Below are 15,250 nucleotides of genomic sequence, written 5' to 3' on the forward strand. Positions count from 1 at the left end.
TTCTAAAATTGGTTGGTTGTAAAGCTGCAGGTGTATAACGTTGCAGCTTTACTTTTATAAATTCAGAAACTAGAACCAAAAGAATCAGTGTTAGGAAGTATTAAGCAGTAAAAAAAAAATCTGCTAAATCTGCGTGCCGAACATTAAACACATAGAAACATAGTTTTTTAAGCTGTGTAAGAATGTCTTAAAGAAATACATTTCTTTCGCATAGGAATAAGTGTTTTATTTAAAGTGAAACGCCTTAATTTCAGAGAGAAAACCTATGTTTCTATGTGTTAAAATAAAACGATAGAAAGAAAACAATAATTTAAAAAATTACGCACCAAATATTTACCAAACAGAAGCACATTTTCACCTAAAAAAACAAGAATAAACCACCAAAGTGCATTTATCGATTATTTCCCGTGTTTACTGTGATTATTGTAACAAATAATCCCGCTTTTTTGATGATTACAAGCGCTGTACATTCAGTGAATTAAGGGAATATCGCTATTTTAGCTTTCACCAAAAAATTATCTAACCTTTTAACAACCACAAGTATTTTATGAGTTCAAGTTCAATGGAAATTACACCCAAAAAGCATTATGAAATTTTAGACGGCTTACGCGGAGTAGCCGCAATTTTAGTAGTTATTTTTCATATTCTGGAAGCCTTTAATGAAGGAAGCCGATTTAAACAGATCATGAATCATGGTTATTTGGCAGTCGACTTCTTTTTTCTTTTATCAGGATTTGTGGTAGCGTACGCCTATGACGATCGTTGGGAGAAAATGTCACAATGGGAGTTTTACAAACGACGTTTAATCCGATTGCAGCCTATGGTTATAATGGGAATGGTTATTGGCGCACTGTTCTATTACTTTCAGGCTTCGGAAGTCGCTTTCCCGCAAATTGCCACAATGCCCGTATGGAAACTGATTTTAGTGATGCTGGCCGGGTTTGTACTGATACCGCTTCCGCCTTCGATGGAAATCAGAGGCTGGGGAGAAACATTTCCGCTTAACGGACCGGCATGGTCGCTTTTCTTTGAGTACATTGCCAATATTCTGTATGCATTGTTCTTTCGTAAATTCTCGAATAAAGTTTTAGGATTTCTGGTATTGATTTTCGCTGGAATGCTTGTTCAATATACTGTTTTTGGTCCGAAAGGAGATGTTATTGGGGGCTGGTCACTAACGATGCAGGAATTATATGTTGGATTTACCCGTTTGTTATACCCGTTTTTTGCCGGGATTTTACTTTCCCGTTTAGGAAAACTCATTCATATCAAAGGTGCTTTCTGGGTTTGCAGCATTCTTATAATCGTTATTTTCAGCATCCCGAGATTGGGTGATGAAAACAGTTTGTGGATAAACGGTCTGTATGAATCCATTTCCATTATACTGCTGTTTCCTTTAATTGTAGCTATTGGAGCAGGAGGAGAGATAAAAAATCCGCTTTCGCTAAAAATATGCAAGGCATTAGGTGATATCTCCTATCCAATTTACATTATCCATTACCCATTGATTTATTGTTATATGGCTTGGGTATTTGATAATAAAATTCCTTTGAAAGACGGTTATGTTGTGGGAATCGGAGTTTTAGTTTCCAGTATCGTAATTGCATACCTGTGTCTGAAGTTTTATGATGAGCCTGTTCGTAACTGGCTTCAGAATAAATTTCAAAAGAGAAAAGATTCTTAAAAGGAGGTTCAGAGCTGCAAAGGTTCAAAGGTTCAAAGGGAAAAAAACTTTGCTGCTTTGAGCCTTTGAATCTAACAAAAAGGGATGAAAATTTTGTTATTTTCATCCCTTTTTGTTGTATAAAAGTTCTTAATAAGAGGTTCAAACAGGGAAAACCTTGCAACTTTGAACCTTTGTCCCTTTGAACCTAAATTTACTCTAAAATCAACTGTCCTAAAGCCTCTTTGCTAAAACCTTTTAATTGATCGGTATGTCCCGCTTTGATTTTAGCCACCCAGTTAGGATCTGATAAAAGAGGTCTTCCAACAGCAACCAAATCAAAATCACCTCTGTCGAAACGTCTGTTTAGTTCCTCTAAAGAAGTTGGTTCAGAGCTTTCTCCTGCAAAAGCGCCAAAGAAATCGTTTGAAAGTCCAACAGAACCTACTGTGATCGTTGGCACTCCGGTAACTTTTTTAGCCCAGCCTGCAAAATTCAGATCAGATTCTTCAAATTCAGGCTCCCAGAAACGACGTTGCGAACAATGTAGAATATCTACTCCGGCATCTGCAATAGGGCTTAGCCAGGCTTCTAATTCCTGCGGATTTTTGGCCAGTTTATAGTTGTAATCAGAAGGTTTAAATTGAGAGAATCTCATAATCACAGCAAAATCATTACCCACTTGCTTTCTGATTTCTTTTACGACTTCAATAGCAAAACGACTGCGCTCTGCTAATGTTTTCCCACCATAAATATCCGTACGCAAATTAGTTTCTGCTCTAAAGAACTGGTCAATTAGATAACCGTGCGCACCGTGAATTTCGATTGTATCAAATCCCAGTCTTTTAGCATCGGCAGCTGCTTTTCCAAAAGCGATAATAGTATCTTCAATGTCTTTCTCTGTCATGGTGTTCCCATTGCTAAAACCAGGTCGGTTTAAGCCCGACGGTCCTTCAAAAGGTGTTGGCGGAATCCATCCTGAATGATGATTGTCCATAATTCCCATATGCCAGATTTGCGGCCCCATTTGACCTCCGGCGGTATGAACCTCTTCAATTACTTTTTTCCATCCTTTTAAGGCTTCTTCTCCATAAAAATGAGGAACATTGGCATCGTTTGAAGACGAAGGTCTGTCAATAACAGTTCCTTCGGATAATATTAAACCAACTTCACCTTCAGCTCTTTTTTGATAGTAAGAAGCTACTTCGTCAGTTGGAACTCCGTTTGGAGAAAAAGAGCGCGTCATAGGCGCCATTACGATTCGGTTTTTAAGATTTAACGTTTTTAAGTTAAATGGCGAAAACAGGTTGTTTGTACTCATAATAATTTACAAATTAGATTGAATTAATTTACTGAGTGCTTCAAAGGCACCTTCGTTACGTTTATAGTAAGTCCACTGTCCAACACGTTTGGATTCGATAAATCCGGCGCGTTGTAAAATAGACAGGTATTCTGAGACTGTCGATTGGGTAAGACCCGCTTTGGCTTGTATCTGGCCCACACAAACCCCATGCTCAAATCCCGATTGCAGTTGATCGGGAAAGTTGATTTCGGGTTCTTTTAGCCATTCCAGCATCTGTAATCTGGATTTGTTGGCTAATGCTTTAAAGATTTCTATAGATTCCATAGAGCAAATATATCGACTTTTCCCGATATACCAATTTAAAGAAAGTTATTTAGTATAATTTTAAGAGTAGGGATGCAATTTGTGTGAGAAGTATTTATATTTGTTTCCACTTGAAAACAGCGCTTTTTTGACGATGGAATTGCAGGATTTGTAAAAGCTAATACATTGTCATTACTGAGTTTTTGAAAGAGCTGTCGAGAAAATAACCCCAAATTTATTCATGAAGATTATGAAAAAAACACTACTTATTTTAGGATTCTTATGCAGTGTTGTAACAAGTACAACGGCACAGGTGGTAGGAACTGATATTGGCGACATTGCTCCCGAAATTGATTTACCGGATACAAAAGGAAATAATATTGTGCTTTCTTCCTTAAGAGGAGAGGTTGTTTTAGTCGATTTTTGGGCATCCTGGTGCGGTCCTTGCATAAAAGAGCAGCCCGAATTGATAAAACTGTACAACACGTATTCCGGTAAGTTTTCAATTTACAGTGTTTCAATGGATACGAAAAAAGCTCTTTGGACGGGAGCTATTGCAAAACAAAAACTGCCATGGACTCAGGTAAGCGATTTAAAATACTGGAATTCTCCGGTTGTTGGCGATTATATGCTTCAATCAGTGCCATTAAATTTTCTGATTGATAAGAACGGAATTATATTAGCCAAAAACATTCATGGAAATGCATTGAATGAAATGCTGAAAAGTTTATTTGCCGCTCAATAGAAATAAAAGTTTTAAGAAAGACCGTGGGGCAGAAGAATATAAAACGGATAGAATGGAGTCAAAACTAAGTATAGCCGAATTTAGAGCAAGATTAAAAAACAATACTGAAATTGGTTCTTTGAAAGTAAAATTCAGCCACTTGAGAATATTTCCAAGATATGGCGAAGTAAAGCCTTTTTACGGTCTTTTTGATGATAAAAGTTTTCGTTTGACTATGAATTCGGCAACATCTCCCACTTGTTTTATCGTAAAAGGAAGCTACAAAAATGTTGATAACAGACTTAAAGTAAATTATACGATTGAGCCAAACAGTAAAATCCAATTATTTTGGGTGAAATATTCGCCCTTAGTTGGTATAATTCTAATTAATCTGTTTTTTATTTTGTTTGCAAAAGGATTGCGGAGAGCCTCTACTATTGTGAATCTGTTTTTACTTTTTACCATTTTCTATTCCAGATGGAAAGAAGAAAGAAGGCGGAGGAAATTAGAAAAAAAGTTTCTCAGGATTTTTGAAATTAAAAGGGACTGGTGATAGAGCTAATCAATAACAAAAGTTAGGAAGAAAAGATTGAAAGCCTAAAAGTAAAAGCATCATGGATTAGATTTAGATGTAGAATTGCCCTGAAAGGGGAAAAGCAAACTATAATTTTCAATAAAGAACAAACCATTCTTTTTATAAAATATAATTCAAAATGATGTAAAACCAATTTTTTGCGTATAAGCTTGTGCCCTTTCAGGGCGTAACCGATATTTGTTGTCGTTACTGATGGTGCTGCACACCATCTTGTTGCTAAAGCTCTTTCAGAGCAATATTCCCAAAATTAAATAAATACCAATAAAGACTGAAAGCCAGAGAAGTATCCTGGAACAAAAGTTAGGGAGAAAGGGCTGAAAGCCCAAAAGCAATAGCATCGTGCGTAGCACTATGAATTAGATTAAGATGCAGAATTGCCCTGAAAGGGGAAAAGCAAACTATAATTTTCAATAAAGAACAAACCACTCTTTATTTATAAAAATATAATTCAAAATGATGTAAAACCAATTTTTTGCGTATAAGCTTGTGCCCTTTCAGGGTGTAACCGATATTTGTTGTCGTTACTGATGGTGCTGCACACCATCCTGTTGCTAAAGCTTTTTCAGAGCAATATTTCCAAAACAGATAGAACTCTAAAAACAAAACCTTTGCCAAAATACAGAATTGACAAAGGTTTTATTATTTAGGTGATGACCTGAAGCTGAATGAACTTATTTGCTTAATTCAGCCTATCCGCATGATTCCGAACGCCGCCAAAATTGTTTTTTAGAAACTCTCTGATTTGAAATTGTGTTTTATTCTGAGTTACTTTTTTCCATTCATTGAAATTAAAAGCATGAATTTCAGTTGCATTCGGATTGGTTACAAAAGCAAGTCTTGCAATAGAATATTTGTAATACTTTAATTCATGAGAAATATGCCGATCCGGAACTACAATAAGAATCGTTTCCCATTCCAGGTAATTTTTAGGAACATCTGCTCTTTCATTTAATCCAAGGGCTTCAAAAAAAGCAATGATCTTTTGATCATTAAGCTTGTCGATTTTCTGATCAACTCGTTTAATGGTGCTAATAAGTTTATTCTCATCTTTAATAACACTCATGACTAATAGCTGTTTTTGTTTTTAGGTTAATTTCAATATAAAATTACATCAAAACAAAATGAATCGTTAAAAGAGAGGCAATAGAATGATTCTAAATTTTATTGACGGATTTTAGGAGCTTGTTTATCAGAAAGAAAGATCAGTTTTCTAATGTTTGATGGGCATAGTATTGGTTTTCTTTTTTGGGATGGATTTGAAGCAAAACAGATTCTCATCGAAAATTTGAAACCTGAAACCTGAAACAAAAAAAACAACTTCAATAGTTTTGTTTGATTTTCATAACTTTGTAAAATGAAAGAGCAATTAGAAGAACAGGGTTCAGAACTTGGAATTAGTGATTTGAAGCTAAAAGGTTTTAAAGTGTATGAGGTAAACGGTGATGTGAGCAAGATTCCAACGTATAACCGCAGGGATTTTTACAAAATTTGCATCAATACCAGTAAAAGCTTTATTCATTATGCCGACAGAGGGATCGAAACGGACGGAACAATATTATTTTTCGGGAATCCGCATATTCCGTATTCCTGGGAAATTATTTCACCTTCGTATGAGGGTTATGCCTGTGTTTTTACAGAGGATTTTCTAAAGGTAAAAGATCGTTCTGAAAGCCTTCACGAGTCGCCCTTGTTTAAAATTGGCGGTACACCAATATTTTCTTTATCGGCTGAACAAAAGTTGTTTATAGATTCTTTGTTTCAAAAAATGATACAAGAACAGGAAACAGATTATGTCTTCAAAGACGATCTGATTCGCAATTATATCAATTTGATTTTGCATGAATCTATGAAAATGCAGCCTTCTGAGAATTTCTTTAAGCCCAGAAATGCCTCGTCGCGAATTACCTCCTTATTTTTAGAATTGTTGGAAAGACAGTTTCCTATAGAGACTAAAAACGAACCATTGGCCTTAAAAACGCCGCAGGATTACGCTCAAAGTCTTGCTGTTCATGTGAATCATTTAAACCGTTCCGTTAAAGAAGTGACCGGAAAACCAACAACGGCGCATATTTCAGAAAGAATTGTGGGTGAAGCCAAAGCTTTACTACAGCATACAGATTGGAGTATTTCGGATATCGGTTATTCTTTAGGATTTGAATATCCAAGCTATTTTAATAATTACTTTAAAAGAATTACAGGAACAATTCCAAAATCACTCAGAGTGTAAATTGTTTCATATTCTTAATTTTTTGTTTGATTATTGTTATCTCTCTGCGTCTTTGCCTGTGTAAATTTGCATTGAAATAATTAGTATTAATCAGCAGTCAGTTTTCGATAAGCTAAATACAACTTCACAAAGCAGATTCCCGCTTTTATGATTTAGTTTAAACTGATGGTAAAACAAATCATTATGAGTACTACGGAGAATCAAATTGCTAAAACCATTTTTCCTAAAGGAGACTTAGCTCCTGCAGATTATTTTACAGGAAAAGCATGGGTAAAAATGCTGGTTCCCAATGATCCGGTTTTAAATACTGCAGTAGGAAATGTCGTTTTTGAAGCCGGAGCACGCAACAATTGGCATACACATCCCGGCGGACAGATTTTGATCGTCACTCAGGGAAAGGGTTTTTATCAGGAAGAAGGAAAGCCGATCCAACTGCTTCAGGAAGGGGATGTGGTGAATATTCAGCCGGAAGTAAAACATTGGCATGGGGCTTCTCCCGATGGTGAATTTACTCATATTGCCATTAGTACCCGTACCGAAAACGGTATTGTAAACTGGCTTGAGTCGGTTACTGATGAACAATACAACAGCTTTAAATGATTTAAGGCGTAAGTGTTGTGCTGTCCGGCAATTGAAAGCAGCTTTTATTGTCGGGTTATTTTAAAAAAGAAATCAATCTCAAAAAATCAATTTTATGTCAACACCTTACACTTCTGTTATTGAAGAGGGAAAAATCCCGAATACCTATATGACTGGTGATGTTTCTTATAAAAAGCAAACTAGTGCCATTCATCCGGATAATACTGTTGTTAAAGAAGTTTCTTTTGAACCGGGTTCAAGATGTAACTGGCATGTTAACCCAACACTGCAATTGTTTATTGCTACAAACGGGATCGGTTATTTTCAGGAAAAAGGAAAAGCTATCCGATTGCTTCATAAAGACGAAGTAGTTACCATTCTGCCGGGAATCGAACATTGGTATGGCGCGACGCCTTTCAGTTCGTTTTCACACATTGCTATTATTACAGAAATTGATAAAGGAGCTGCAATCTGGCTCGATAGTGTGACAGATGAGGAGTATTACAGTTTTGGAAAATGATTGAATTAGAAAATCAGACAATTTGATAATTAGAAAATTCCAAATGGGAGGTTTGTGTTTTGATAATGTGAAATGTGAAATGTGAAATGTAAAATGTGAAATGTGAGACGCGAAACCTGAAACCTGAAACCTGAAACAAATAAAACTAAAAAACAAATAAAAACATGGAAGTAAAAAACATAAAAGCCTTTGGAACAGAGGCTGCGGATGCACCGTTGCAGACATTAGACATTCAACGAAGAGCGGTATTGGCTCATGATGTAGAAATAGAGATTTTATACTGCGGAATTTGTCATTCCGATTTGCATTCAGCCAGAAATGAATGGCACGGGACAATTTATCCAATAGTTCCGGGGCATGAGATTGTGGGGAGAGTAACAAAAGTGGGAGATCACGTAAAGAATTTCAAAGTGGGTGATTTGGCCGGAGTAGGCTGTATGGTTGATTCTTGCAGAGAATGTGAGCATTGTAAAGGCGATTTAGAGCAGTTTTGTGATGCCGGCAGTACTTTGACCTTTAATTCTCCGGATACACATTTAGGAGGTCAGACGTTTGGAGGGTATTCGCAAAGTATTGTAGTTGATGAGAATTATGTGCTGCATATTTCAGATAAATTAGACCTTGCGGGTGTTGCACCTTTGCTTTGTGCAGGTATTACAACTTATTCACCATTAAGACACTGGAATGTAGGTCCCGGACAAAAAGTAGGAATTGTAGGAATTGGTGGTTTGGGTCATATGGGAATTAAATTAGCGAAAGCAATGGGAGCTCATGTGGTTGTTTTTACGACTTCATTGTCTAAAACCGAAGATGCAAAGCGTCTGGGGGCAGATGAGGTAGTGTTATCTACAGACCCTGAGCAAATGGCTAAATACACTAAAAGCCTGAATTTTATTCTGGACTGTGTATCGGCAGAACATAATATTGATGCCTATTTGAATCTGTTGAAAGTGGATGGAACTCTAGCCTTGGTTGGTGCTCCGATGGAACCTCTTCCGGTGACTTCGTTCAGTCTTTTATTAGGAAGAAGAAGTTTTGCGGGGTCTGCCATTGGTGGAATCAAAGAGACTCAGGAAATGCTTGATTTTTGTGCGGAACATAATATTACTGCCGATATTGAATTAATTGGTGTAAACGAAGTAAATGATGCTTATGAAAGACTGTTAAAAGGAGATATTAAGTATCGTTTTGTAATTGATATGGCTTCTTTGTAGTTTTTTTTAAGGTGCTGAGGTGCTAAGTTGCTAAGTTGCTAAGTTGCTGAGGTACTAAGTTTTGTTGGAACGATGAAGTTTTTTTTAAAGGCGCTGAGATACTAAGGTGCTGAGATGCTAAGTTTCGTTGAAACGGTGTAATTTGCTGTAAATAATAAACCCCTTAAGAGATAAATTTCTTAAGGGGTTTGTTGTTTTTTGGAGGGAACAGGAGATGAGTTGAGGTGTTATTTATGTTTTAGTTTTTGGGATTGAGTGGAGTAAATTACGATGAGTTTTTATGTTTCAAGAAGGGATATTTGTTTGTGATAAAATAGAGTTAAGAAATGGAGTTGTTGAGGGTAAAATGCCCCTTTTTTGATACTGACAGTTTGTCTTGTTGTATTTTTTAGATGTGTTTAATTGTTTTATTTCCAGTGTTTTGTTATTGTTTGGTTAAATTTTAACTTTATAGTAGTTTTTGAGACTGATACGACTTAAGGTCGAAACAGAAAAAAATGAAAAATTTTAATTTTAGCCTTAATCTCTTTAACGAAAAAGTATTTTTTTGAAGAGAAAAAAGTGCTTGAAGTTTTAATTTTAAATTTTGTCCAACTGAAGAATATAGTCATTAAAATAAATTCAATTGAATTCATTTTAATGACTTGTTTATGAGTTTGTTAAGTGATATTGGTTTTAGAAGCTCTGATAAGGGGTATTATTGGTTTTGATTGTAATTTTTTTATTTTCAATGTTGCAGTAGTTGTTTTTAAATGTAAAGTAAAAGTTTTAATTGGTTGCTATAACTGGTTTTAAAATAGTAATATATGTATTTTTTTAAAATTTATTTTTGAAATAATACTCAACACCTAACAACATTGTTTTTTTAATATAATCAAAGAACCTATAAGTGAAATACATTTCTTTCGCTTAGCTGATGTATTGATGAGAAAATGGGAAGCTTTTATTTTTTAGCGGAATAGGGTGTTTTGGTACAAAGAGAAATTTTAGAATAAAATGTTAATTGTTGTTAAAGTTGACCAAATTTTTGAATTGGCGGTATTGCTTTTTTAAGAAAGTAATTTTGAAATACAGGGGATTCTGTTAATTTTTTTGATTTGTTGGTCTTTTTTAGAACGATCAAATTTAATAATTCAGTTTTTCAATTGAAATAAATACTATTTTTGTGTCGTGAAATGGATAACAATCATATTATCGATTTATTTAATGACGATTTCCAATATGCCTTGTGCAGATATGGAAATCAACAGTGCTGCTCACAAAACAGCTCAGTTTTCTTCAGAAGCGAATCACTCACACGATAAAGACAATGATTTATGCTCGCCTTTCTGTGCGTGCAATTGTTGTGGAGCACAGGTTTTAAGTTATCAGACTTTCTTAAGCTTTGATTTTCCTGTGGCACATTCCATTATCTCAATTCCATTACCCAACTACAATTCTGTTTTTGCTTCCAGTTTCTACGGAAGTGTATGGCAGCCCCCACAAATAGCATAATGATGCCCACCCGATAAGTCGGAATGTGGGTTGGAGCGTTGCGGATCTTCCGCAGTATTTAAATAGGCAATACCTTGCCTCATTTCTCACATCATTATACCATTAAAATGTTAGATAAAATCATACAGTTTAGTATAAAGAATAAGTTCGTTATACTACTATTAACCCTTGTATTAATAGCCTGGGGAAGCTATTCGATCAAACAATTGCCATTAGACGCTTTGCCTGATGTAACCAACAATCAGGTGCAGATTATTACCACAGCACCAACTTTGGCCAGTCAGGAAGTCGAGCAATTAATAACTTATCCTTTAGAGCAAGCTGTAAAAACAGTTCCGGATATCATAGAGCTTCGCAGTATTTCACGTTTCGGATTATCGGTAGTTACGGTAGTTTTTGAGGACGATGTGAATATCTATTGGGCTAGAGAACAGATATTTCAACGTCTTAAACAAGCCGAGGAGAATATCCCTGCTTATGCCGGTTCGCCCGAATTGGCCCCAATCAGTACCGGTTTAGGAGAAATTTATCAGTACGACGTTTATGCCAAAAAAGGTTACGAAGACAAATACGATGCGATAAAACTGCGTACCATTCAGGATTGGATCATTATCCCGCAATTGCAGGGAATCAGAGGTGTAGCTGATGTTAGTACCTGGGGAGGGAAACTAAAACAATATGAAATCGCTGTAAATCCAAATACACTGAACAGTTTAGGCGTTACCATCACAGAGATTTTTGACGCCCTCGAAAAAAACAATCAAAATACAGGAGGTGCCTATATCGAAAAAGACCAGTTTGCGTACTTCATTCGTGGTGTTGGTATGGCGAAGGGAACCAAAGACTTAGGAAATGTAGTAGTGAAAAACCGAAATGGTTCACCCGTTCTGGTTCGCGATGTAGCCGAAGTTCGCGAAGGTGTTGCCCTGCGTTACGGAGCCTCAACCAAGGACGGAAAAGGAGAAATTGTTTCAGGAATGGTCTTGATGCTGAAAGGAGAGAATTCCAGCGCCGTAGTCAACAGAATTCATGAAAGAATGATTCAGATCAATAAAAGTCTGCCCGAAGGAGTCGTTGCCGAAGCTTTTATTGACAGAGGAAAGTTAGTAGACAGCGCTATCGGAACCGTTTCAAAGAACTTATTAGAAGGGGCTTTGATCGTTATTTTTGTACTGATCTTGTTTCTGGGGAATCTTCGTGCAGGCTTAATTGTAGCTTCGGTTATTCCGCTTGCCATGCTCTTTGCCGTTATTTTAATGAATGCTTTCGGCGTAAGCGGAAATCTGATGAGTCTTGGAGCGATCGACTTTGGAATCATTGTCGACGGAGCTGTAATTATTGTGGAAGCCACCATGCACCACCTGCAACAGCTCAAACGCAAGAAAGAACTAACACAAAACGAAATGGATGCTGAAGTGTACAATTCGGCTTCGAAAATCAGAAACAGTGCCGCTTTTGGAGAAATTATTATTCTGATCGTTTACCTGCCTATTCTTGCTTTAGTTGGAACTGAAGGTAAAATGTTTAAACCAATGGCAATGACGGTAGGTTTTGCGGTTGCGGGAGCCTTTATTCTTTCTTTGACGTATGTACCCATGATGAGTGCCATGTTCTTGTCTAAAAGTACCCAACACAAAGAAAATTTCAGCGACAGAATGATGGCGCGGCTGGAAGCTATCTATACACCATTTTTAAAAAAAGCGCTACAGTTTAAAAAAGTGGTTTTAGGAATATCACTTGGGTTGTTTGCCCTAGGTTTAGTCGTTTTCAATTCAATGGGAGGAGAGTTTATCCCCACTATCGAAGAAGGTGATTTGGCTATAAATGCCACCATCATGACCGGAAGTTCACTGACGCAAATGGTGGAAACTGCCACTAAGTACGAACAGATCTTAAAAGCTAAATTTCCCGAAATTAAAACCATCGTAACCAAAATTGGAAGCGGGGAGATTCCAACCGATCCGATGCCTATTGAAAGCGGCGATTTGATCATTGTTTTGAAAGACAAAAAAGAATGGAAAGGCAAATATGACAACTGGGAAGATTTGGCCAATGCGATGAAAAAAGAAATGGAAGTTATTCCGGGAGCCAATATCGAGATCTCTCAGCCTATTCAGATGCGATTTAACGAATTAATGACCGGAAGCCGAAGCGATATAGCCATTAAGATTTTTGGAGACGATCTGGAGATTCTGGACGCTAAAGCAGCAGAGTTAATCTCAAAAATTAAAAGTATTGAAGGAATTGGTGATTTAAAAGCGGATAAAGTAACCGGTTTACCGCAAATTACGGTGAAATACGATTACAATAAAATCGCTTTATACGGATTGAATATTTCAGATATCAATCAAATTATACGTTCGTCTTTTGCGGGAGAAAGTGCCGGGAAAATCTATGATGAAAGCAAAAGGTTTGATGTTGTAGTGCGCATGAACGAAAACAATCGTGCCGATATTACAGATGTGAGCAACTTGTTTATTCCGCTGCCAAACGGACAGCAGGTACCGCTTTCGCAAGTGGCTACAGTCGAGTACGAGCAAGGGCCTGTACAGGTTATTCGGGAGAACGGAAAACGCAGAATCACGGTCGGACTAAACGTTCGTGGCCGCGATATTAAAAGTGTTGTGGAAGAAATTCAGCAAAGACTGGACAAAGACTACAAACTTCCGGCAGGGTATTATGTAACCTATGGAGGTCAGTTTGAAAATTTAATCGAAGCCACCAAACGACTTTCGGTAGCGCTTCCAATCGCGTTAGGATTGATACTGGTGTTGCTGTATTTTACTTTTAAAAGCTTCAAACAGGCCGGATTGATTTTTACAGCCATTCCATTATCAGCAATCGGGGGAGTTTTTGCACTCTGGATGCGCGGAATGCCGTTTAGTATTTCAGCCGGTATTGGTTTCATTGCTTTGTTTGGAATTGCGGTTTTAAACGGAATTGTATTGATTTCGTATTTCAATCAGCTCAAAAAAGAGGGAGTTCTCGATCCCTTACAAAGAGTTTTAATCGGGACCAAAACCAGATTGCGCCCGGTTTTAATGACTGCAGCCGTAGCTTCGTTAGGATTCCTGCCAATGGCATTGTCTACAAGCGGAGGAGCAGAGGTGCAAAAACCTTTGGCAACCGTAGTAATTGGAGGGTTAGTCTCAGCAACTTTATTAACCTTAATTGTTTTGCCAATTCTGTATTTGTTACTGGAGAAGAAGTTTAACGATAAAAAAGACAATTAGATAGTGAGTTAATTAGATATAGGGTCATTACTAATTAGTGTAAAATGATTTTTCTCGCAGATTCAGCTTCAATTATAAAAAGCAAAAAATCTGCTCCATCAGCAAAATCTGCGAGAAACAAAAAATATTAAAATGAAAAACATACTAAAGCATATAAACAGCTCCCTCTTTGCGCACCTTGCGAAAGAAACATTGAGTACTTTGCGGTTAAACAAGCTCCTGCCTGCACTCTTGTTAACCACTACAGTAACAATGGCACAGGAAAAAATCAGTTTGGAAAAAGCAATCGAACTGGCAAAATCAAACAATATCGATTTGAAGATTGCCGATAAAGAAATTGAAAAACAAACCGTTTTGAAAAAGACGGCATTTCAGGCAGATCCGCTTCAGGTACAATACCAGGGCGGACAGTTCAATAGTGCCGATTACGACCATAATGTTTCCGTACAGCAGTTTTTTCCGTTAGGGAACATCACAAAAGCCAATCGACAATTACAGGAAGAACTGACAAAATTGGCCGAAAAACGAAAAGCGTTATCGACTTATGAAGTAGAAAAAGCGGTAACTCTTGCATATTATCAATACCTGTACGGCGTTTCGATTCAAAAGTTAAACTCGGAACTGAATGAAATTTATACCAAGTTCCTGAAGAACGCTGAGCTTCGTTTTAAAACCGGAGAAAGCGGCAACATAGAAGTCATCAGTGCTAAGGCGAAAGTGAAGGAGATCGAAACACAAAAAGCGCAATTAGAATTTGATTTGGCGATTTACCAAAAGCAGCTGCAGTTTTTTGTACAAACCGATGAAAATGTCATTCCTGATGATCAAACTGCCTTGCAATATGTAATGGTTAAAGAAGAAGGAAGTTCAAAAGCAGAGACTTTAATGACCGATTTTTATCAGCAGCAGATCTCGGTGTATCAAAAAGAAGCCAATACACACAAAGCCATGCGAACACCAAAAGTTGGATTGGGATATTTTGCACAAACCATCAACACAGAATCCTTGTTTCAGGGATTCACGGCAGGATTGCAGATACCATTGTTTGGAGGGGTAAATACCGCAAAAGCGAAGGCTTCGGCAATCAGTATTTCACAGTCGCAACTGGCATTGGATAAAAATAAGTTAACGTTGAATCTGCAAAAACAGGAATTGCAAAACAATTTCGAGAAGCAGCAAAAAGCAATGGACTATTTTCAAAAAGAAGGATTGCAGTATGCCGATCAGATTATCAGTACAGCCCAAAAAAGTTATGCCAATGGCGATTTGAGCTATTGGTCGTACATCAGTTTCTTAAATCAGGCAATTGATATTAAGAAACAATATACAGAGGCCACACACAACTTTAATCAAAGCGCAATCGAATTGCAATTTCCAACCATCAAAAACAATTAA

13 protein-coding genes are annotated in these 15,250 nt (G+C 37.0%); 10 read left to right on the plus strand and 3 right to left on the minus strand.

The features are described from left to right. Positions 1-547 precede the first annotated feature (547 nt). A complete protein-coding gene (locus tag ACAM30_RS17255; RefSeq protein ID WP_369615813.1) occupies positions 548-1,684 on the plus strand; it encodes an acyltransferase family protein in 1,137 nt (378 codons plus the stop codon). Between the two features lie 193 nt (positions 1,685-1,877). Here the strand turns inward: ACAM30_RS17255 and ACAM30_RS17260 are convergent, their stop codons facing one another. Both ACAM30_RS17260 and ACAM30_RS17265 read right to left on the minus strand, forming a co-directional pair. Then, complete coding sequence (locus ACAM30_RS17260; protein WP_369615814.1) at positions 1,878-2,984, minus strand: NADH:flavin oxidoreductase; 1,107 nt, start codon at positions 2,982-2,984, stop codon at positions 1,878-1,880. Positions 2,985-2,990: 6 nt separating this feature from the next. Beyond that, the gene (locus ACAM30_RS17265; RefSeq protein WP_369615815.1) at positions 2,991-3,290 is read right to left on the minus strand and encodes an ArsR/SmtB family transcription factor; all 300 of its coding nucleotides are present in this window, start codon (positions 3,288-3,290) and stop codon (positions 2,991-2,993) included. Positions 3,291-3,519: 229 nt separating this feature from the next. Between ACAM30_RS17265 and ACAM30_RS17270 the strand changes: the two genes are divergently transcribed. Beyond that, positions 3,520-4,014 carry a TlpA family protein disulfide reductase gene (locus ACAM30_RS17270; protein WP_369615816.1) on the plus strand — a complete coding sequence of 165 codons (495 nt, stop codon included), beginning with the start codon at positions 3,520-3,522 and terminating at the stop codon, positions 4,012-4,014. A 52-nt stretch (positions 4,015-4,066) separates the two neighbouring features. Further along, positions 4,067-4,546 carry a hypothetical protein gene (locus tag ACAM30_RS17275; protein ID WP_369615817.1) on the plus strand — a complete coding sequence of 160 codons (480 nt, stop codon included), beginning with the start codon at positions 4,067-4,069 and terminating at the stop codon, positions 4,544-4,546. A 721-nt stretch (positions 4,547-5,267) separates the two neighbouring features. Here ACAM30_RS17275 and ACAM30_RS17280 read toward each other — a convergent pair. Continuing rightward, entirely contained in the window at positions 5,268-5,651 is a 384-nt protein-coding gene (locus ACAM30_RS17280) for a hypothetical protein (RefSeq protein WP_369615818.1), read from the minus strand. 291 nt (positions 5,652-5,942) lie between these two features. On the opposite strand from ACAM30_RS17280, the gene ACAM30_RS17285 reads away from it, so the two are divergent. The 7 genes from ACAM30_RS17285 to ACAM30_RS17315 all read left to right on the plus strand — a co-directional run bounded on the left by ACAM30_RS17285 (position 5,943) and on the right by ACAM30_RS17315 (position 15,250). Next, on the plus strand, positions 5,943-6,815 hold the full coding sequence (locus ACAM30_RS17285) for a helix-turn-helix domain-containing protein (protein ID WP_369615819.1): 873 nt from the start codon (positions 5,943-5,945) through the stop codon (positions 6,813-6,815). Between the two features lie 183 nt (positions 6,816-6,998). Next, positions 6,999-7,415, plus strand: coding sequence for a cupin domain-containing protein (locus ACAM30_RS17290; protein ID WP_369615820.1), 417 nt, complete (start codon positions 6,999-7,001; stop codon positions 7,413-7,415). Positions 7,416-7,509: 94 nt separating this feature from the next. Continuing rightward, positions 7,510-7,914 carry a cupin domain-containing protein gene (locus ACAM30_RS17295; protein ID WP_369615821.1) on the plus strand — a complete coding sequence of 135 codons (405 nt, stop codon included), beginning with the start codon at positions 7,510-7,512 and terminating at the stop codon, positions 7,912-7,914. A 164-nt stretch (positions 7,915-8,078) separates the two neighbouring features. After that, positions 8,079-9,128 carry an NAD(P)-dependent alcohol dehydrogenase gene (locus ACAM30_RS17300; protein WP_369615822.1) on the plus strand — a complete coding sequence of 350 codons (1,050 nt, stop codon included), beginning with the start codon at positions 8,079-8,081 and terminating at the stop codon, positions 9,126-9,128. A 1,170-nt stretch (positions 9,129-10,298) separates the two neighbouring features. Further along, the gene (locus ACAM30_RS17305; RefSeq protein WP_369615823.1) at positions 10,299-10,622 is read left to right on the plus strand and encodes a DUF6660 family protein; all 324 of its coding nucleotides are present in this window, start codon (positions 10,299-10,301) and stop codon (positions 10,620-10,622) included. Positions 10,623-10,729: 107 nt separating this feature from the next. Then, positions 10,730-13,855 (plus strand): efflux RND transporter permease subunit, encoded by a 3,126-nt coding sequence (locus tag ACAM30_RS17310; protein ID WP_369618662.1) that lies wholly within the window; start codon positions 10,730-10,732, stop codon positions 13,853-13,855. Positions 13,856-13,987: 132 nt separating this feature from the next. Then, the gene (locus ACAM30_RS17315) at positions 13,988-15,250 is read left to right on the plus strand and encodes a TolC family protein (RefSeq protein ID WP_369615824.1); all 1,263 of its coding nucleotides are present in this window, start codon (positions 13,988-13,990) and stop codon (positions 15,248-15,250) included.

The organism is Flavobacterium sp. CFS9 (genome assembly GCF_041154745.1).
Lineage (GTDB): Bacteria > Bacteroidota > Bacteroidia > Flavobacteriales > Flavobacteriaceae > Flavobacterium.